This window comes from Paenibacillus sp. DP01, from assembly GCF_044784315.1.
GTDB lineage: Bacteria > Bacillota > Bacilli > Paenibacillales > Paenibacillaceae > Paenibacillus > Paenibacillus polymyxa.
In genome coordinates this window covers 1,811,081-1,831,630 of record NZ_CP173059.1, presented here as the reverse complement: position 1 = coordinate 1,831,630, position 20,550 = coordinate 1,811,081, and the positions used below count along the sequence as shown (strand labels likewise).

Genomic DNA, 20,550 nt, shown 5'->3' with positions numbered 1-20,550 from the left:
CCTCCTCCTATTTGAATTCATGCTTTCTAAACTGTAGAGTACCGAGTCCTGTGAAGATGACCCCTGCACATAAAGCAATGATCACCCATATTACGTATCCCTTAATTAGAGGACTTGATAGAGCCGGATACGACCAAGGTAATAATTTAATCCAAAGAATACTGGTTCGTGCCAAAAACAAGCTGGCAATAGAACCAAATATGCCAAATGCTAACGGGAATGCCTGATTAGTAAAAAGCGTAGACAACCAAAGTTGAATTGCAAGTACAGGCAGAGTAGCCAAGCTGGCGTTAATCGGCTGCAGCAGCATAACTCGCCAAGGAATGGGCTCGTTTGTATACAGCACCCAGATGAGACTCATCCCTGCTATCGTAATCAAGGCAGTACCAAACTGCAGAATCACAATCCATAACATTTTGGATAAGTAGATGTAGCTTCTGGGAACCGGCATGGCCATAAGCTGCTTCCATGTTTGGGTATCATGCTCTGTACCCGCCATAATACTTGCTAGAAGTGTACCGCCAAGCAGCATCACGAACGAGATGAACATAAACATAACCGCAAAACCAGCATAGACTCCTCCCGGCCCCTGACGAAAGTAGAGATACCATTCCATGACAGTCATCCCTGTAAGGACACAGCCCTGTATTAGAGGAAGCCACCAGCATATTTTTTTCAGCTTATATCCTTCCGCCTTGATAACTTGGAGTATCATAAACTTCGCTCCTTACCCGTCAGCTCCAGGAATATTTCCTCCAATGTTTTTTTCTTCTCCCTTACCCGATAGACGGGGTGATTGTGCTCTACCAACACTTTGATCATCTCCGATGATTGTTGCCGATCCACAATAGGAGTTATGACCTCTTTTTGCTCCATGGATTCAGCTCCGGCAATCCATCCATGCTGCATCAGGGCTCCAGCAGCCTGAACAGGATTTTGGGTTTCAATGAATAATTGAGGCTTGCTTTTGTCTGTAAGTTCTTTCATCGTTCCCTGGAATATCATTTCTCCTTGATTAATAATCCCTACATAGGTTGCGATCTGTTCGATTTCACTTAGTAGATGGCTCGAAACCAATACCGTCATTCCGTAAGCATCAGGCAGGCTCATAATTAACTCCCGAATTTCCTGGATACCAGACGGGTCCAAACCATTCGTCGGTTCATCAAGAATCAACAATTTGGGATCAGCAATCAACGCCATGGCAATTCCTAGCCTTTGCCTCATCCCCAAGGAGTATCCTTTTACCGGTCGATACGCATCTTTGCTTAATCTCACCAAATCCAGCACTTTATGAATTTTTCGGGTCGGCAGCCCACGCATTGTTGTAACGATTTCCAAATTTCGATATGCAGACAAATGGGCATAATAGGCAGGTGATTCAACCAGAGAACCTACATCCTTTAATATTTCCATGCGATGATCCTTGAGCTTTTTCCCAAAAATCTCAATCTCCCCGGATGTGGATTTAATCAGCCCGAGTAGCATACGAATCGTGGTCGTTTTTCCCGCCCCGTTTGGTCCCAAAAATCCGTAAATTTGCTTCTCAGGTACCTGGAGATTTATTTGTTTGACAAATTCTCGTTTTCCAAAACGCCTGGTTAGCTGCTGTGTATGTATTACATATTCAGACATTTCCTGATCTCCTCTCGACTTTTAATGCTGAAGTTTTAGTTACATACAGTTTACAGAAGGAAAGTTAACATCAGGTAAACAGTTCCTAAACAACAGGCAAAAAAACGAGCGGACTCCAAAATGTGAAGGCAAAGATGTTAAAGAGTTACATATTTAGCGGCAAAGTAATTTCCACCCTGGTACCCTTTTTACTTCCCGGAAGAATATGAAGCGTTCCGTTATGAGCTTCAATAAAGCTTTTGGCAATAGATATGCCATGCTCTTTGGAATGAGACACCTGTATACATTCAGTTGGATTCATTCCTTTTCCATCATCTTCGATCGAAATATGAAGCTTATCGCTCTCTTTATTTACATCCATTGAAATATGTGTACCTGAAGGATTATGAATGATTGCGTTCATCAAAAAATTTTTCAGCGCTCTACCTAATAATTTACTATCGAAGGGCATGGTACATACTGCCTCCAATGACATAAAAGAAAATTCGTACTGCTCGGCCGAAGGATGGTTAGCGATATCTATGACTGTATTGCGGAGAAACTCCACAATGTCCTCCTTCTTCAGCTGGATCGGCAAGGCACCCTCCTTGAGCTGCATAGAAGCATTCAAATCCTGAATTAACTGCTTCATTTCCGTTACTTTCTCACTGATAGCCATACTAAAGCTTCTTTTTTCTTCATCGGACCAATCATACTCTTGAGTAGTCAGCATGGCTGCATATCCTTCAATATAGGATAATGGTGTTTTGAGATCATGGCTTACGCCTGCTACCCACTGCTGTTTTCGCTTTTCTATTTCTATTCTCTCTTCCTCATTACTGCGCAATTGAGCAGATAAGATGTTCATTTGTTCAAAAACTTCTTTATACAATTGATACGGAGGCTTATAATTATTTCTCTGATTTTTTTTGCGCTCTGGCAGTTCTAGCTCACTTAGCGGTGCCTGGAATTCCCCTGTTGCTATATTTCCAATCCATTTAATTACATACACCAAGGGTTTGCCTATATACCATCCATAGACAACTATAAACACAAGGCTCTGCACGATTCCAAGTCCGATCCAGAAGAGATCAATATTCATATTATGAGATGTACCAAATGTACTTTTTATAAAAATATATATAACAGTACAGATAAGAAAACAAAGAACATAGGCTAGAGCAAAACATAATGTTACTTTTATAAAACGAAAGGACATCTTGACGAGAGAGTTCATTCTTGCTCCCCCCTCTTGACTGATATCATTTTATAACCTAGCCCTCTTACATTAACTAAAAATTGCGGGTGCTTGGGATCAGGTTCTATTTTTTTTCGCAAACGGGAGATATGAATGACTACTGTCTTTTCATCACCAAGGAAGGTCTCGCTCCATATTGCTTCGTATAGCTGACGCACACTGAATATACGGTTAGGATGCTTGCACAAAAATACCAGCAGCAGCCATTCACGTGCAGGACAATCGACCTCTTGGTCTTGCACATACAACACACCTGATTCCAATTCCAGACAAAAATATCCATAATCTAAGGTTCGTAAGGCAGGCCTCATGTCCGCTGTTGTCACATTTCGATATTTCATTCGAGCTTTCATACGTGCAACGACTTCTAACGGATTAAACGGTTTGGTAATATAATCGTCCCCACCAATACCAAATCCCATTAATTTGTCCAAATCTGTATCTCTTGCCGTCAAAAAAAGAATAGGAGCTTCCGTGTATAGACGCATCTGACGACACACCTCAAATCCATCACGATCAGGAAGCATAACATCAAGCACAATCACATCAATACGAGATTCCATCACGATTTGCAACGCTTCTTGACCCGTGGCTGCATGCTTAACATGTAGAAACCCTTCTTTTTTTAAAACTGTTGTCAGCATATCTCGCAGTCCCTGTTCATCGTCTACGATAAGCACTGCAATTTCTTCCATAACCAAGGTTCTCCATTCTTTTTTTACATTTTTTACTTTCATTATAAAAGCAAACGGGCAGAATTTAAATCGAGTTCCATCACATATCGTACATCCCCGTGAATATACTTAATAACCAACAAGGCCAAACTGTGCCGTGTATCCACTTGGGGGGTGCCTAACAATGACGGAACCACGCCAGCCATATTCATTCGTCGTATCCCGCGAAGATTGGTCGCTGCATCGCAAAGGGTACCAGGACCAGCAACGCCATCAGCAGAAGGTCAAAGATGTCATTAAGCAAAATCTTCCCGATCTGATAACGGAAGAAAATATTATAATGTCGGACGGTCAACAGATTATCAAAGTGCCCATTCGCAGTCTGGATGAATATCGCTTCATTTATAACTACCAAAAGCAAAAGCATGTAGGTCAAGGGGATGGCGACAGTCAGGTGGGGGATGTCATCGGACGGGATCCTGCTTCCCAGAAGCCAGGTAAAGGTGAGAAAGCAGGCGACCAGCCAGGACATGATATTATGGAAACTGAAGTCAGCATAGAAGAACTCGAAGATATGCTGTTTGAGGAAATGGAATTGCCGCATTTGCAGCAAAAAGATAAGGATCAAATTGAGGTTGAATCTATCGTATTCAATGATATACGTAAAAAAGGCATGCAAGCGAACATTGACAAGAAGCGAACGATACTCGAAAATCTGCGCCGCAACGCTCGTGAGGGGAATCCGGGCATCCATCATATTAGTCCGGACGATCTTCGTTACAAAACATGGGAAGAGAAAACCGTTCCCCAATCCAATGCTGTAATTATCGCTATGATGGACACCTCAGGCAGTATGGGATCTTTTGAAAAATATTGCGCCCGCAGCTTCTTTTTCTGGATGACTCGCTTTTTGCGTCGCCAATATGAAAAGGTGGAAATTGTCTTTCTTGCGCATCATACCGAAGCCAAGGAGGTTACGGAGGAAGAATTTTTTACTCGCGGTGAAAGTGGCGGAACAATCTGCTCTTCTGCTTATTTGAAAGCATTGGAGATTATCGACAAGCGCTATCCTCCTTCCACTTATAATATTTATCCCTTCCATTTCTCCGATGGCGATAACCTAAGCTCAGACAATGAACGGTGTGTGAAACTAATTGAGGAGCTTATGAAGCGCAGCAATATGTTCGGCTATGGAGAGGTGAACCAATATAATCGCAGCAGTACGCTGATGTCAGCCTACAAGAATATTAAGGCAGATCAGTTTATGTACTATGTCATCAAGGAAAAAGGTGAGGTATACCAAGCCCTACGCACCTTTTTTCGCAAACGGGAAGGGGGGACAGTGGGATGAGTACCGACCAGAAAGAGCTGGAATACGCGATATCAGAAATTATGGAGATTGCTGATGGATTCGGGCTCGACTACTATCCGATGAGGTATGAGATTTGTCCGGCGGATATTGTATACACATTCGGGGCGTATGGTATGCCCACGCGCTTCAGCCACTGGAGTTTCGGAAAAACGTTTCACAAGATGAAAATGCAGTACGATTTTGGATTGAGTAAAATCTATGAGCTGGTCATCAACTCCAATCCCTGCTACGCTTTCCTGCTGGATGGAAATTCGTTGGTGCAAAATAAACTGATTGTCGCTCATGTGTTGGCGCACTGCGATTTTTTCAAACACAACGCCCGCTTCTCGGCCTCCAACCGCAATATGGTCGAGAGCATGTCTGCCACCGCAGAACGGATCAGCAGCTATGAAATGGAGTACGGCTCAAAGGCCGTAGAATCCTTCATTGACTCTGTACTGGCGATACAAGAGCATGTAGACCCACAGCTCATCAAACCAAGGCATCTAGATAAACAACGATACATGGAACTCAAAATCAAGGAGCAAAAAGAACCTAAAAAACACCAGCGTCCCATCGGACCTTACGATGATCTGTGGTCACTGGACACAGTAAAGCAGCATGATTCGGCCGAGACCGAGGGGATCAAGGTACGCCAGTTCCCACCGGAACCTGAAAAAGATATTGTCTGGTTTATTCAGGAATTCTCCGAGGTACTGGAGGATTGGCAGCGGGACATCATGACGATGCTGCGGGACGAAATGCTGTATTTCTGGCCCCAAATGGAGACCAAAATCATGAATGAAGGCTGGGCCTCTTATTGGCATCAACGGATTGTCAGGGAACTGGATTTGACCGGGGATGAAACTGTTGAATTTGCCATGCTGAATGCTTCCGTTGTGCAGCCTTCCAAGCAAAGCTTGAATCCGTATTATTTGGGATTGAAGATATTTGAAGATATTGAAAAGCGATGGGATAACCCGACTCGCGAGGAGCAAGAGCGCCAAGGACGCAAACCGGGCGAGGGCCGAGCTAAAATGTTCGAGGTGCGAGAGTTTGATTCGGACACCTCTTTTATACGCAATTACATGACCAAGCAGCTAACAGAGGATTTAGATTTGTACGTGTTTGAGAAACGGGGACCGGATTGGAAAATTACCGATAAATCCTGGGAAAACATACGGGATCAGCTTGTGTTCTCACGCGTAAATGGAGGCTCCCCTTACATCGTCGTTGAGGACGGAGACTACCTGCATACGGGCGAGTTAAAGCTCAAGCATCAGTATGAAGGCATTGAGCTGGATTTAAAATATATGGAGCGCACGCTTCCATATGTATATCAACTGTGGGGGCGTACCGTTCATTTGGAAACGATGATTGAGGGGAAGCTCGCCTTATTTTCATATGATGGGAAGAAACATCATCGCAAGTTTGTGCAGTGACCCACAATCGAATAGCCAGCCTAATTTAAAAAAGGTGCATTCCGAAGAAGGAAATGCGCCTTTTTTTACTACTTTTTCTTAAATTCGACGATGTAGCTCTGATTCAGTTGTTTTCCACCTTCCGAAATGTTCTGGTACATGGATAAAAACCGGGCGGAAGGGCTCCACACTGTTGGACTGTCATAGGATTGGATATCGGTCGTAACGGGAGTGGTTTTACCCGTGGATTGGTCAAACACATACAGCCCTCTCATTCCTTGCTGATCCTCATCATAAATGGAAAAAGCAAGCTTGGTCCCGTCGCTGGACCAGCTTCCACGACTCATTAAAGTCCCTTGACCCACGATCCCTTTCTCTTTGCCTTGTTCATCCAAAATGATCATACGGGCTGGTTCGGATGTATTCCATTTCCGCTTTTCAATGGCAATAGATTTACCATCAAGCGACACAGCAAAAGACATGGCCCCCTCTGCAATGGTCACAGCTTGAGGATGATTGAGAGAGAACCGATTCAGTACCGGATACCCTTGTTTATCATTGCCTGTATAAAATATGTCGTTACCCACCTTCTCGACATGAGCAATTAATTCTGAGTGATTCGGATCTTGAAAGCTTAGTTCTTCTGCTTTGCCGTTCAGACCAATCAGATGTATCTTACCGTCTGGTGTACCTGTAATGAGATGATCCTTATCGCCCCAGCTCACTTCGTTAGTCATGTCCAGCTGACCAACCGATGTAACCTTACCACTGCTGAGTTCTAAAATATAGCCCTGGATATCATACTTGCTGCTGGCACTGCCCTCCGTAAAAAACACATGGCGTTGATCCGGTGATACCACAGCAAGTAACTGTAGAGCGTTACGACCTGGTGTTAAAACTCGCTCCTTGTTGGTCTTTACATTATGAATCCATAACTGATTCTGGCGCTCCACAATCAATTCTTCATCACTCAGCCATGACCTCGCGTAGACATCTCCCAGCCTGTCGATGGACTGTACCACCAGTTCGTCCGATACTTGCTGCCGAGCTGCATCCATGTCAATCACAGTAAGCTTTTGCCCCGTTTTCATACCGGATGTTGGAATTGTCTCTCCTGCGCTTTTTATGCCGCAGCCGCTGAGCAATCCTCCAGCGATCAAGCCAGTCATGAGCAAGCCTGTGACTTTGTGTCTGAAAAAGCGTGCATAGGGATATTCGAGACGAGGAAAGCCGTTCTTTTGCCCGTAGCTGTCTAGGTTTTTCTTCATCATGTATAACGGCCTCCTTGTTAACGTTACCCCCAGCTTAATGCCTGAACATCTCGTGAATACATCGAATTGTTTCCAAATTGTAAATAAGACAACATTTTCAGTTCTAAAGCTATCTACTGAGAGCCATCGTGAACCAACAGGGGGAGCCTGAGCGAAAATTCATTGCCACTTGCAACTGAATGACCATTGCTATTTTCCAACCCAGTACCGCCCGAAGCTGTAAGCTGCAACTCTCCACCCATGCGCTCCGCCAGTCTGCGTGCCAGAGGCAGGCCAAGTCCCGTACCACTGTCCTGGCGAGAACGATCACGGCTTAAGGTAACAAACGGCTCAAAAATCATGTCCCATTCTTCCCTAGGAATCCATGGACCGGAATTGCATATATACACTATCACAGTGTCCTTTTCCACTCGATTGGATAACGTGATCCAGCCTTTGTCCTGATTATATTTTACTGCATTATCCAGCAAATTCAGTACAATATGCATTAGATGCTTAGGATCTCCACACACCTTGGCTGGAATGGTATCCATCGAAAAATTTAGTCCACGCGCCGCAGCTTTCCCCCGGATTCGGCTACCTGCATCTTCGAGCAGCAAATGCAGCTCCACTTCCTCCGTATGTAATTCAAAATCGTATTTGTCCAGCACAGATAGTCTCAGTGAATCCTCGACAAGCTCATACAACCGTTTTGTTTCCTTACCGATACTTTCTCTGGCTTCACGCACCAATTCGGGATCATCCCCATACATATCCAGCAAATCAGCGTAAGCCTGAATAGATGTTAACGGAGTCTTCAATTCATGACTGATATTGCCAATAAAAGTCTTCTGCTGCTGCTCCAGCTCTCGCAAACGCTGAACTGCTTCTTCCAGCCGAAGCTTTTCATTCTCGAGCGCGGTAATACTAGCCCGGATCACATGACTCATCTGGAGCATCCCTTCATCCAGCCTTCCTAGCTCGTCCTGACGTCGCAGCAATCGAGCTTCTGGATAGTGCCCTGCCGAGATCTGCTCAGAAACACGAGTCAGTCGTCCGATGTCCCTCGTCTGGCGGCTGACATAGCCTAAGCCCAAAATAAAGCTTAAAACCAGCACCGCCCCTCCTGTCCATAAAAACAAGCGGGCGATCGCCCGGTAAAACTGCTGCTGCGCTTCTGTTGAGCTATGAAGCTGTACCACTCCCAGCAAGCCGTCCGGACCTTGCAGCGGAGCCAAATAAGTAACTGAGCTACCTTCCGTAATATACGCAATTTTCCCTTGGAGCGCATAAGAAAGCGCCTGGCCGACGTCTGTTCTATAAGCCAGTGGTAGAGAATTTCCGACCTCATCTCCCCGGCCATCATATAAAATAACGCGCATATTACTGGATACGCCAAGCTCCACGGCAAGCTGTGGTGCTTGCTTTTTCATGAAGTCTTCGGGCGATTGGTGAACTCCCAACAGGTAAGACTGTTTTACGCGCATCTCCACGATTTCCGCCTGACGCTTTAAGCCGCGTTCCATTTGGTCTGTCTGATTAGCACGAATACCGGTAAGTACGAGCCAGCTCAGCACACCGACAGTAAACAGCAGTAAAGCCGCCAGGACCAGCGGAAATTTCCAGCGCAGGCTCAAGCCTGTACGCTTACGTTGGCGCTTTGGCTGGTCAGTGGACTGCAAGCTTCCTTCTGGATGGAGTGAATGATGTTCGTTCACGTCATTTTCTCCGCCTTATAGCCGATTCCATACACAGTTTGCAGCATCGACTGGTGCGGCTCCAGCTTCTTGCGCAAACGCTGAATATGAATATCCACCGTCCGCGTTCCCCCTGCATAATCGATGCCCCATACTTGTTCCAGCAACTCGTCCCGCGTATATACCCTTCCAGCATGGGACACCAGTAGCGCCAGCACATCAAACTCCTTGGGGGTCAGATCCAATGCTTTTGCTCCGAGTTCAGCCGTTCGACTGGACGGACGCACTCGCAACGGGTCCAGTATTATTTCCGTTCCTTCCGGCGCAGGCGCTCCTTCTCGTTCCAGTCTCCGTACCAATGCCTTAATACGTGCGAGCAGTTCTCTTAGGTCAAACGGCTTGCTCATAAAATCGTCCGCCCCCAACTCCAGTCCGAGCACCTTATCGACGATATCGTTTTTTGCGGTTAGCAGTAAAATACCGATGCCCTTTCGGCTTTCCAAACGGCGACACACTTCATATCCGCCCAGTTTGGGCATCATCACATCCAGTATGAGCACATCCGGGTGAAACAAACGCACTTTTTCCAATGCATCCTCTCCATCCACGGCAGTTTCCACCAAAAAACCTTCCCGCTTTAACGCATAGGCCAGTGCATTCCGAATACTCGCCTCATCGTCCGCTATCAGTATTCTTTTATCCATGTCCTTCCCTCCCTACCTCAAAAAACGTTCGACTACTTATACTCCCGCAAATAATAATGTATTAGACATGTATGGCATATAAACTGCTCGCGGGAATCATTAAGATCAAAATCCGTCATGTCGCGTATCCGTTCCAGTCTATATTTTACCGAATTATGATGTATAAAAAAATAATTTGCTGTATCTATCAGACTGCCCCTGTTTTCCAAATAATAAAATAATGTTTTGAGTAAAACACTGCCATGTGACCCACTGACTCCCCGGTCGCTAATGCCCTTTCTATGATAGGGGCTACATCTGATCGAGGGGATTGTCCATAATTATAACGCATTATGCTAAGCTCTTTCTCTCCCAGTCCCGTGCTTTGAAGTGTCTTACCTGTCCGTATATGCTAAAATACTTCCGTATCGGCTATTCGCCTACAGGAGGGCATGATTATGAACCAATCCATTTTGATCGTAGAAGACGAAGAGAAGATTGCCCGACTTCTAGAGATCGAACTTGAATTTGAAGGCTATCAAGTAAGTAAAGAAAAAAACGGAATTGACGGACTGGAGACCTATTGCAAAGGTAGTTGGGATCTGGTTTTACTGGATATTATGATTCCCGGTCTTAATGGCATCGAACTCCTTCGAAGGATTCGTAAACATGATGCGAACGTTCCTGTCATTTTACTAACGGCTAAAAGTTCCATTGCAGATAAGGTAGAGGGACTCGATTTGGGAGCCAATGACTATGTTACCAAACCTTTTGTGATCGAAGAGCTGCTTGCACGTGTAAGGGCCGCGCTCAGGGTAGGTGCAACGAAAGACATGGCTTCACAAGTGGCAGATCAATGGCTTAGTGCCGGGGACTTACGTCTCCATGAAGGTACTCGTGAAGTTCTTCGTAGAGAACACAACATTGAGCTTACGCCGCGAGAGTTTGACTTGCTCGTTCATTTACTTCGACATCAGCGGCAGGTACTTAGTCGTGAACAATTACTGGAGAATGTATGGGGCATTGATTATATTGGTGATACCAATGTGGTCGATGTGTATATTCGCTACGTGCGGAATAAAATTGACCCTTCGCGCCAACTCCCTGAGCTGATTCATACTGTACGCGGAATTGGCTATGTTCTGAAGGAATCGTTATGAAGCTGCAGAACAAAATCCATACGTACACCTCGTTACTATTCGGGGTTTTACTTGTAGTCATTAATTTCTTAGTCTATTTTCTATTCAGCCAACTTTCGATAGACAGTCGAAAAAACCAGGTAGAGGCCGCAGCAGAAAACATGATTCATGGCATTCAACGCGCTCCAGTATCCGTAGCCACTGAGGATCTTCTACGAGCTTATGTGCCGCTGGATGGTATGCTTCGGCTAATGAGACCGGAAGGCGATTTTCTTGCCCCTATCACCTCTTCATCAGAGCAGTCTCTCAGCTTGGCGAAGGGCGTTTTTAATGAAACACGGCAGGTTCGCATCATTACCTATGAAAGCAACCGTTATATTTTCGTATCGGTCCCCATGATTTGGTCGAATGGAGAGGTTGTCAATCTTCAGGTGACCGAGAGCCTGCAACCGACGATGCAGACGCTTCAGGTGCTCAGAATCGTACTTATTGCAGTCACAGGAATTGCTTTTATTCCTGTCGTCCTATCGGGAAGACTGCTGGGCAGACTGATTACACATCCAATCACATCCATGATTAACACGATGAAAGAGATTCAACGTAGCGGGAAATTCAAACGTCTTCCGCTCAATTCGTCATCACGCGACGAGCTAGTCGAAATGGGAGAAACGTTTAATGACATGATTGAATTGCTGGAGCGGAATTTTGTTCGCCAAGAACAATTCGTTTCGAATGCGTCCCATGAATTGAAAACACCTCTAACCATTATTGAAAGTTATGCCAGTCTGCTTAAACGACGGGGATTGCAGAATCCCAGTATTTTTGCCGAATCCGTTGAAGCGATCCATTCTGAGGCGCTCCGAATGAAGGATATGGCAGAGCAGCTTCTTCTATTGGCCAGAAACGAAGAACAATGGAATGTCGTGTTAGAACCTGTGCGCTTGACCAAAGTAGGGACAGAACTGAAAGCTACATTTGAAAATGCTTTCGCCAGACAAATTCAACTGGATGTACAAACAGACTGCATCGCCTATACGGACGAAAATAAATTAAAACAACTTTTATTTATATTTTTGGATAATGCGCGCAAATACAGTGACGAGCCGATACACCTGATGATTGATATTGTGGGCGGTACGGCTCAACCTTGCATAAGAATCACAGATCAAGGAATTGGAATCCCTGAAGAAAAGTTATCTAAAGTTTTCGACCGCTTTTATCGTGTGGACGAAGCCAGAAGCCGCGAGGAAGGTGGGGCCGGGCTAGGCTTATCATTAGCTACAGGAATTGCTCAAGCTATTCAAGCACAAATTGGGCTAGAAAGCATAGAGGGAAGTGGAACAACTGCAACGATCATCCTCCCTACTGTTCCAGAATAATAAGCCAAAGGAGGCAAAACCAATGAAAACGATCTATACCTGGATGATTGGAGGTATGGTAGCGGCTATATTAATCACCATTTGCCTTTTACAGTGGCCCTGGGCACGATCGTTATCAGCTTCGCCCTTGGAAGAAAAAACCGTGGTCCAATCTGTATTGCATCAGTATCCCGGTGAGGTGCTCGAATCCCAACGTTTGGATAATTTTTATGTGATCAAGCTAGAACGCACCAAAGGGAAGTATGTAATAAAAGTCAATGCCTATGATGGTGTCATTCAATCCATTAAGCTGACACAGATGTATACAGATGCAAAGCAGGAACCCCAAGATCACCCCCCCGGTTCCTCAGAGCCCAGTGACAAATCAAATCCAGTCCATAAACCTGACCCGGTTTCTCTTGTCATTACAGAGAATGAAGCAGCCAAGCTTGCTGCAAAAGCAGTGAATGGAACATCCGATGATATTGAACTGCACCGCAATGACAAAGGCCTCTATTATCTTGTTGAGGTTGAGATACAAGATGGGCGTGAGGCAGTGGTGCAGATCAATGCAGTATCAGGCTCAATCGACTCTATCACTTGGGAAAAAGAAAAACAGGATCACGACGAATCATGACGCCCTGATGATCTTGCTTATAGCTTCTCATTGTTTTCTCATGATTCTATTATGTTCCTCTCATATTTAAGGGTTAAGCTGTATTCAAGCATACAGTTCAAGGAGGAATTAGGTAATGAAAAAAAACTATACATTAGGAATAATAGCAGCCACGGTTCTGCTTGGAGTTACGGTTACAGGTGTCTCGGCAAATGCCGTATGGGCTGCTAAACCTACGGGATTAATTGGAGCGACTGCTGCTGCCAATATTGCCAAGAAGGCTGTGGGAAATGATGCGCAAGTTGAGGATGTCGAACTGGAGCGCAAGAACGGAAAGGTATACTATGAAGTGGATCTTCAGCAAGGAGATAAAGATTGGGATATAGATGTTGATGCTTATACCGGGAAAACTATCCGTTCCCATTCTGAGCTTGATCATGACTCGAATGACGAGTCTTCCTTTTACAAGCCCAACCACGTCACTCTAACTGAAAAGCAGGCTGGACACATTGCACTTAAGCATGTGCCTGGGAGTACCCTTCTGTCTTCTAAATTAGATAAGGAAGACGGACAGTTCATCTATGAGGTCAAGGTACTCACCAACGAAGGAACTGTCGAGCTTGAAATCCATGCATCGTCTGGAGCGATCGTGGATACAGACGAAGAAGATGACAACGATAACTGATCAATCATTCATAATCAGGCTTGCGTAATACAGAGCAAATTAAAACGGAGCAGCGAACTTTCGCTGCTCCGTTTTTTTGACGAATGTGAACAGGAAAAGTAAGAGAATAGCTCCATAAAACTGCACCTATTATTTCCTCATGAATAGACTGATAACTAACAGAGGATTACCTTTTTCTTCAATTAAAAGTCAAGTGAGGTTCTTATGGCGAAATCCTATACAAAAGCACAGATTCGCGAAATCACCCGTCGTTTCGGCCTGATCCCCTTAAAATCAAGCTTAGTCTCATCACTGTACCGAAAAAATGCAGTAATCCAAGTAAAAACGAAAAAGGGAACTTATGCATTAAAGCCCTTTAGTCGTTCAAAGATGGCTCGTTCCAATACGATTCAACAGATGGAACGAGCTGCGAGCTATATAAGGCTTTTGAAAAAGAGAAAGTATAACTACATGCCCACATGGCTCCCTACTCATTCCGGCAAGCTATGGACACTACATCAAGGAACGCCATTTTATGTAAGTCAATGGATCAAAGGACGGGGACTGGAAACCGCTGAAGATTTCGAAAAACTAGGGTTAGCCCTTGCCACACTTCACGCTACATCCACCGGCTTACATCGGATGGAGAAAGGAAATTCCCCTTCGACCATTCAACAATTGCGGATATGGAAAAAGCAAGACCGTCTTTTCCAAAAAAAAATGACAAAAATCAGCCGCAAGGATAAAGAGTATCGCAACTGGTACAACACTCATGGCAAGGACTGTATACGTTTATCCAGACGTGCATGGAAGGATTTGCAGGACGCATCCATTATAAGACTACTTCGGACGGAACGCCGGCATCCCTCCTTGATACACAGTGATATCACCACCCCGAATGTCATTATTTCAGACGACGGTCATCTCAAAATCATTGATTGGGATCGGGCTAAGATTGGCTCCGTCTATGCTGATTTGGCAAAGGCTCTTATGAATACGACTCAATTTAATCCTGAATTTGTGCAATCCTTGTTAAGGGGATATCAAAAACGCAAACCACTCAGCCGAACTGAGCGGAAGATTGTTACAGCTTTATATAAACTGCCACGAGAAGCTTGGCATGCTTCTCGACATCCGAATCGTTCAAGAGACCGCGAAATCCTAGACAACTGGGATCAGTCGTGGCCTCTTCGATTACAAATCATCCATATTTTGCAGGAATGGGCCCGTGTATAAAAGAAAGTGAGGAGCAAAATGTCGATTTTATCGAACGTTGAGCAAATGTACGGAATCAAAATTCAGCGTAGCCGTCAAATGAAGGACATTCACAAGATTGAAACCGCTAATACAACTTATTGCTTAAAACCCTACAAATTTCCGGAAGAAGAGATTCGTTTTATTACACGTGTCTTGTCCTACCTGGATGAACGCGGGTTTACACGTAGCCAAAAGGTCTATCCAACCGTACAGCAAACAGCCTACATGACCTATGAAGGTGTTTCGTATACACTAACTAATTGGGTTCATGGATCCAGACCGGAATTTACAAAAAGAATAGACTTCAAAAAGGGAATTTCTACTTTAGCCAAATTCCACACCAGTGCCGTAGGCTTTCCTGTCACGGAAGCGCCGCCTTCCAGAATCCGTTATGAAGGCTTGAGCGATGAAATAGCTGAATATAAAAAACGTCTCAGTCCTTACAAAGGCACAGCACATCTCCTAGCTCTTTGTGAAGAAGTGTTATATCGTCTACAGCAGCCCAAAGTTCGAGCTGCAATCCAGCAGGAGCAAAAAGCAGCTGCATTAATACACGGTGACTATAACTATCCCAATCTGGTCAAAGACAGGCAGCTCAAAATCCATTTGATTGACTTTGAAAATTGTTCCCTACACGTAAGAATGAAAGATCTCTCCCATCTTCTTCATCGGAATTGTCTTTGGAACGCGACAAAGATGCTGCGCGCGATAGACTTTTATCAACGATATCGACCGTTGAGTACTCAGGATCTGCATCTGCTTCATACGCTATTGATCTCTCCCTATCATGTGGTCCGCAACCTTAGAATAGGTGGCTTCCGTTCTGCCAAGCGAGTCATTCCATCGTTCGTGCATTTGAACAAATACCGACGTGAACTTAGATCACTGCTATAATTAGTTAGCTTGAAAATAAGAAAAAAAACAGACCCGATAATCAGGTCTGTTTTTTTGTGTTCTGACAGCCATCTACGGGAAATCGACATGTTACTAAACGAATTGATTTGCTGATTGTACCGGTACAGCCATAAATTTATAGCATTGTACACAGCACGTACCCCTTTTACAATGATGCTAAGACTCAATGCTCATTTGTTTCGAGAAGAGAATTTGGCAAACTAACAATAGAGGTGACTGCACATGTACACCATGACAAAAGAAGAAATAAAAGCTTATTTGAACAGAATTGGAATTTCCGAAGTTCAGCCTCCTACCCCATCCTATTTAGTGGAGTTGCATAAGGCACATGTAAAAAATCTTTCATGGCAAACGTTGGACATTTTTGCAAGAAAGCCGGCTGCCATTGGTTTTCAAGAATCCGTTCAGCTCATTCTACATGGGAGAAGTGGTTATTGTTTTCATCTGAATGGTGCCTTTAGTGCGCTACTACATTCGCTAGGGTACAAAGTTTCTTTGCATCATGCTGGGGTACAACCTTTAGGAACTGAGCCACGCATTAATTCATTTCATCTTGGACTAACAGTGAACTTGCTAAATGAGCAGCAAGAAGATGAAGTATGGATTGTAGATGTCGGACTGGGCGATATGCCATATGAGCCTCTACCACTCCTTATGGGGACTTATGAACAAGCCCCTCTTCGTTATAAAGTTATGGAATCTGAAGTTGTTACTAAAGGTTGGCGTTTAGAACATGACCCGCTCGCTTCATTTGTTGGCGTTGATTTTGCCCCTACGGTTGTTCAGGATTTGGAAGAATTTAAGCCGAAACATCATTTCTATAGCCGCTCCGTGGAATCTCCATGGTTTAACCTGTTTCTAATTCGGCAAAGGCAAGCATTAGAAGCGAATGAACTCAGAGGATGTATGTGGAAAAAACGCGGGCTAAACGGTTTGGAAAAAATAGAGCTGGATAAGAAATCGCAGTGGCTGGAAGTATTGGCTGATGTATTTGGTGAGCCGCTCGTTAACTACAGCCACCAGGAACGGGACGAGTTATGGAAAAGAGTACTTGCGGCTCATATGGAATGGAAAAAAAGCTTCCTCTAATTCCTTGTTTCAAAAATTCGGTCATTCTTTCATAGGAATATGCACTTCCTCTGTTGCCTTTGTTGTGTTGACTGGACTGCCAACAGGAAGATCGTCGCTTTGCCAGTATCCAGCCAGCTAACGCCCCGAAAACTTCCAGTTCCCCAGGATATACTGCTCAAGCTACATCTCACACCTCCAGCAATTCCGAGGAGTGCTGCAACATTTCCAATTCCTTCACCATGTTTTCAATCAGCTTTGTGAATGAAGCCAATTCTTCGGAGCTGGAGGCCTGTTGCTGGGCACTGGCTGTTGTGGCAGCGGTTTCGGATTGCACACTGTCAAGCATACGGGCAATATCCAGCACCTTGCGCTGAATTTGCTCCTGTGCTTGCTTTGAATTAGATGCCAGCTTTCGCACTTCCTGCGCCACCACTTGAAATCCACGCCCTGCTTCTTGTGCATGGGCTGCCTCAATTGCCGCATTCAGTCCCAGCAAATGAGTCTGATCGGACAATTCTCGAATGGTACTGCTCATCTGTTCAATATGCTTAATTTCATCGCTCAATTGCAGTACCAGTTCCTCTGTATGTTCCTGCGAAGAAGCAGTGTTGCAGGCACTCTCCGCGATATTATCGGTATTTTCCCTAAGTTCGGCAATCATCCCCGTCAAATTTTGTGCAATTCGGGACACCACAGTCAGCATCTGCGTTTGTTCATCGGCGAGCTCGTTAACTTGTTCCTTTTCCTTTTCCTGATAAGCTTCCAGCACAAGTTGGGAATCCAGATTGAACATTTTGGAAAGAGCGTGCACAATAGAATACCAATCCTCTATCCCCGAACGCTTTAAAATGTCTACTGCAATATCCAGATAAGCAATGTACGTACCCAAATAATAATCGGAAGATAATCCAATCCGGGAATGTACCTGCCCCACAAAAAGGCGGTGCTCGATAAACTGATCATCTATTTTCCCATCTGCGAGAGAAAGCCAGTATTCACGTTGTGTTTGCTTTAGTCGCTCAATATTCGACCATTTAGAGATAATCGACATGAGATGGGGAACCTTTTCTACATGCTCATAAAAACGATCCACTACCTCATTTACAATAGATTGGAATAGCCCCTGATAATGATGCAATAAAGCCAAATCGCCATCAGTAATACCAATGTATTGTATCTGTTTTAATCTACTCTCAGCGACATGAATCATAAGTTCCTCCAAATAATAGTTTACATAGATTTTACATTACCATATTTATCGGCAACTTTTTAGAAAATGTTAAAAAAGCAGAAGATTGATTGTGATTGTTTACATATTAATTTCAGAAAAACATATAAATCCAACTCTCTATTCATACAAAAAAAGAACCCGTCAGCACCTCAAACGCTCTGTGCCTGACGGATTCTCTTCACCATCCATTTCAATCCATAGCCTCATTACACAATTGTTTATTTCCCCTTACCTATTCAGGAGGCTGCCTACATACCTCAATAGATCGTTGGCGCTGGCTCCAGTGTAGCCATGCTCCTCAATCAGCCGCTTAATCACCTCATTCATCCGTTTGAGCTGATTAGCATCAGGCGTTTTGGTTGAAGTTGTGATCTTCACAATATCCTTCAAATCGGCGAACAGCTTCTTTTCAATGGCTTCTCGCAGCCGATCATGATGATGATACTCAAACTTTCGCCCCTTGCGGGAATAGGCAGAAATACGGATTAATATTTCCTCACGGAATGCCTTTTTCGCATTTTCTGACACCCCGATTTGCTCCTCGATGGAGCGCATAAGCCGCTCATCTGGGTCGAGCTCCTCATCTGTGAGCGGATCGCGGATTTTCGCCCAATTGCAAAAAGCCTCGATGTTATCCAAATAGTTATCAAACAGCGTCTTGGCTGATTCTTCGAAAGAGTACACAAAGGCCTTTTGTACTTCTTTTTTCGCCAATTCATCATATTCCTTACGAGCCACGGAAATGAAATTCAGATACCGCTCCCGCTCTTCCTTTGTGATAGAAGCGTGCTGGTCTAAACCATCCTTAATGGCTCGTAAAATATCCAGAGCATTGATGGACTCCACATTTTGCTTAATCAGCGCACTGGAAATACGATTAATGACGTACCTTGGGTCTACACCGGACATGCCTTCTTCCAGAAACTCATGTTGCATCTCCTTCAGATCGGCCTCCTTATAGCCTTCGACCTCCTCACCATCATACATGCGCATCTTTTTAACCAGATCCATCCCCTGCTTCTTGGTTTCTTTCAACCGGGTGAGTACAGAGAAAATGGCAGCCGTTCGCAACGCATGAGGAGCGATGTGTATATGACGCATGTCACTTTGCTCAATAAGCTTGGCATAAATCTTTTCTTCCTCGGAAACTTTCAGATTATAGGGAATTGGCATTACAATCATCCGCGATTGCAACGCCTCGTTCTTTTTATTCGCAATAAAGCTTTTATACTCCGATTCATTGGTGTGAGCTACGATCAATTCATCTGCACTGATGAGCGCAAACCGTCCGGCCTTGAAATTTCCTTCCTGGGTCAGAGACAGTAAATTCCACAAAAATTTCTCATCGCACTTCAGCATTTCCTGAAATTCCATCAGTCCGCGATTCGCTTTATTCAGCTCTCCGTCAAATCGATAGGCGCGTGGATCCGATTCCGAACCATACTCTGTAATGGTGGAAAAGTCGATGCTGCCTGTCAAATCGGCAATATCCTGCGACTTCGGATCAGAAGGACTGAACGTACCTATGCCGATCCGGTTTTCTTCCGATATAAATACCCGCTCCACGCGAACCTTCTCAATATCACCATCAAATTCCGTACGTAATCTCATTTGGCAGGATGGGCACAAATTACCTTCAATGCGCACACCCAGTTCTTTTTCGAATTCGGGACGCAACTCATGAGGAATAAGATGAAGGGGATCTTCGTGCATAGGGCAGCCTTCTATGGCATACACGGCTCCCTGATCTGTTCTCGAAAACTTCTCCAGACCACGCTTTAGCAAAGTGACCAGTGTTGATTTCCCTCCGCTAACAGGTCCCATTAAAAGAAGGATACGCTTGCGGACATCGAGCCGCCTGGCTGAGGAATGGAAGTACTCCTCCACCAACTTCTCCAGTGCACGATCCAGCCCAAAAATCTCCTGCTCAAAAAACTTATATCGCTTATGTCCCCCAACCTCTTCTACACCAAAAGATTCAATCATTTTGTAAACCCGTGCATGAGCGGTCATCGCCGGTGTCGGGTCTTTCTTGAGTATCTCGATATACTCTCTAAAAGTGCCGTTCCAGGCCAAGCGGTTGTTCTCCGCTCGGTACTCCGCAAGGCGGTCAAAAATATTCATGCTCGGTTCCTCCCATGACTGCGTAATGACTATCCTCCACTCTTGATGATTATGGCTACACTCGTCACGCCTTTCAGGATATAATGCGATCCTCTTAAAAAAAGTGTAATACATACCTATGCAGATTGATTTCAGAATTGACCTATTTTTTTGTGACAGGTCTCTAGGCTTTTTCCAAAAACAAAGGGATTCACTATGCTAAAATAGACAACAACGACGCGGACCTG

18 protein-coding genes and 1 pseudogene are annotated in these 20,550 nt (G+C 44.6%); 9 read left to right on the top strand and 10 right to left on the bottom strand.

All coding sequences use genetic code 11. From position 1 onward, the window contains the following. Positions 1–7: 7 nt before the first annotated feature. The 4 genes from ACH59B_RS08140 to ACH59B_RS08125 all read right to left on the bottom strand — a co-directional run bounded on the left by ACH59B_RS08140 (position 8) and on the right by ACH59B_RS08125 (position 3,567). Positions 8–715 (bottom strand): ABC transporter permease, encoded by a 708-nt coding sequence (locus ACH59B_RS08140; RefSeq protein ID WP_017426676.1) that lies wholly within the window; start codon positions 713–715, stop codon positions 8–10. Further along, on the bottom strand, positions 712–1,635 hold the full coding sequence (locus tag ACH59B_RS08135; protein ID WP_017426675.1) for an ABC transporter ATP-binding protein: 924 nt from the start codon (positions 1,633–1,635) through the stop codon (positions 712–714). Before ACH59B_RS08135 ends, ACH59B_RS08140 begins: the two co-directional genes overlap by 4 nt. Positions 1,636–1,780: 145 nt before the next feature. Next, on the bottom strand, positions 1,781–2,716 hold the full coding sequence (locus ACH59B_RS08130; RefSeq protein ID WP_226888706.1) for a sensor histidine kinase KdpD: 936 nt from the start codon (positions 2,714–2,716) through the stop codon (positions 1,781–1,783). Between the two features lie 131 nt (positions 2,717–2,847). Further along, the gene (locus ACH59B_RS08125) at positions 2,848–3,567 is read right to left on the bottom strand and encodes a response regulator transcription factor (protein ID WP_193190554.1); all 720 of its coding nucleotides are present in this window, start codon (positions 3,565–3,567) and stop codon (positions 2,848–2,850) included. 163 nt (positions 3,568–3,730) lie between these two features. Between ACH59B_RS08125 and yhbH the strand changes: the two genes are divergently transcribed. Beyond that, positions 3,731–4,897: a sporulation protein YhbH gene (gene yhbH / locus ACH59B_RS08120; protein WP_031463169.1), complete on the top strand. Its 1,167-nt coding sequence runs from the start codon at positions 3,731–3,733 to the stop codon at positions 4,895–4,897. Then, positions 4,894–6,339, top strand: a complete 1,446-nt coding sequence (locus ACH59B_RS08115; protein ID WP_016820484.1) for a SpoVR family protein — start codon at positions 4,894–4,896, stop codon at positions 6,337–6,339. Before yhbH ends, ACH59B_RS08115 begins: the two co-directional genes overlap by 4 nt. 68 nt (positions 6,340–6,407) lie before the next feature. On the opposite strand, the gene ACH59B_RS08110 is transcribed toward ACH59B_RS08115, so the two are convergent. The 4 genes and pseudogenes from ACH59B_RS08110 to ACH59B_RS08095 all read right to left on the bottom strand — a co-directional run. Beyond that, on the bottom strand, positions 6,408–7,589 hold the full coding sequence (locus ACH59B_RS08110; protein ID WP_017426672.1) for a hypothetical protein: 1,182 nt from the start codon (positions 7,587–7,589) through the stop codon (positions 6,408–6,410). Between the two features lie 113 nt (positions 7,590–7,702). Continuing rightward, entirely contained in the window at positions 7,703–9,286 is a 1,584-nt protein-coding gene (locus ACH59B_RS08105; RefSeq protein ID WP_103042324.1) for a cell wall metabolism sensor histidine kinase WalK, read from the bottom strand. Next, positions 9,283–9,969: a response regulator transcription factor gene (locus tag ACH59B_RS08100; RefSeq protein ID WP_016820487.1), complete on the bottom strand. Its 687-nt coding sequence runs from the start codon at positions 9,967–9,969 to the stop codon at positions 9,283–9,285. Before ACH59B_RS08100 ends, ACH59B_RS08105 begins: the two co-directional genes overlap by 4 nt. A gap of 32 nt (positions 9,970–10,001) precedes the next feature. Then, positions 10,002–10,217, bottom strand: a pseudogene (locus ACH59B_RS08095) (helix-turn-helix domain-containing protein); the annotation flags it as partial. Between the two features lie 189 nt (positions 10,218–10,406). On the opposite strand from ACH59B_RS08095, the gene ACH59B_RS08090 reads away from it, so the two are divergent. From ACH59B_RS08090 to ACH59B_RS08060, 7 genes are all read left to right on the top strand, one after another. Then, entirely contained in the window at positions 10,407–11,108 is a 702-nt protein-coding gene (locus tag ACH59B_RS08090) for a response regulator transcription factor (protein ID WP_090887791.1), read from the top strand. Continuing rightward, positions 11,105–12,466 carry a cell wall metabolism sensor histidine kinase WalK gene (locus tag ACH59B_RS08085; RefSeq protein ID WP_103042323.1) on the top strand — a complete coding sequence of 454 codons (1,362 nt, stop codon included), beginning with the start codon at positions 11,105–11,107 and terminating at the stop codon, positions 12,464–12,466. The genes ACH59B_RS08090 and ACH59B_RS08085 overlap by 4 nt, the downstream gene beginning before the upstream one ends. A gap of 22 nt (positions 12,467–12,488) precedes the next feature. Beyond that, on the top strand, positions 12,489–13,082 hold the full coding sequence (locus tag ACH59B_RS08080) for a PepSY domain-containing protein (RefSeq protein ID WP_404303612.1): 594 nt from the start codon (positions 12,489–12,491) through the stop codon (positions 13,080–13,082). 115 nt (positions 13,083–13,197) lie between these two features. After that, a complete protein-coding gene (locus ACH59B_RS08075; RefSeq protein ID WP_404303611.1) occupies positions 13,198–13,746 on the top strand; it encodes a PepSY domain-containing protein in 549 nt (182 codons plus the stop codon). 204 nt (positions 13,747–13,950) lie between these two features. Beyond that, positions 13,951–14,961 (top strand): aminoglycoside phosphotransferase family protein, encoded by a 1,011-nt coding sequence (locus ACH59B_RS08070; RefSeq protein WP_019686778.1) that lies wholly within the window; start codon positions 13,951–13,953, stop codon positions 14,959–14,961. An 18-nt stretch (positions 14,962–14,979) separates the two neighbouring features. After that, complete coding sequence (locus ACH59B_RS08065; protein WP_404303610.1) at positions 14,980–15,876, top strand: phosphotransferase; 897 nt, start codon at positions 14,980–14,982, stop codon at positions 15,874–15,876. 243 nt (positions 15,877–16,119) lie between these two features. Beyond that, positions 16,120–16,986 (top strand): arylamine N-acetyltransferase, encoded by an 867-nt coding sequence (locus ACH59B_RS08060; protein WP_017426663.1) that lies wholly within the window; start codon positions 16,120–16,122, stop codon positions 16,984–16,986. A 169-nt stretch (positions 16,987–17,155) separates the two neighbouring features. On the opposite strand, the gene ACH59B_RS08055 is transcribed toward ACH59B_RS08060, so the two are convergent. Then, positions 17,156–18,178: a globin-coupled sensor protein gene (locus tag ACH59B_RS08055; protein WP_126666748.1), complete on the bottom strand. Its 1,023-nt coding sequence runs from the start codon at positions 18,176–18,178 to the stop codon at positions 17,156–17,158. A gap of 249 nt (positions 18,179–18,427) precedes the next feature. Then, entirely contained in the window at positions 18,428–20,323 is a 1,896-nt protein-coding gene (locus ACH59B_RS08050) for a PrkA family serine protein kinase (RefSeq protein ID WP_013370145.1), read from the bottom strand. Positions 20,324–20,550 lie beyond the last annotated feature (227 nt).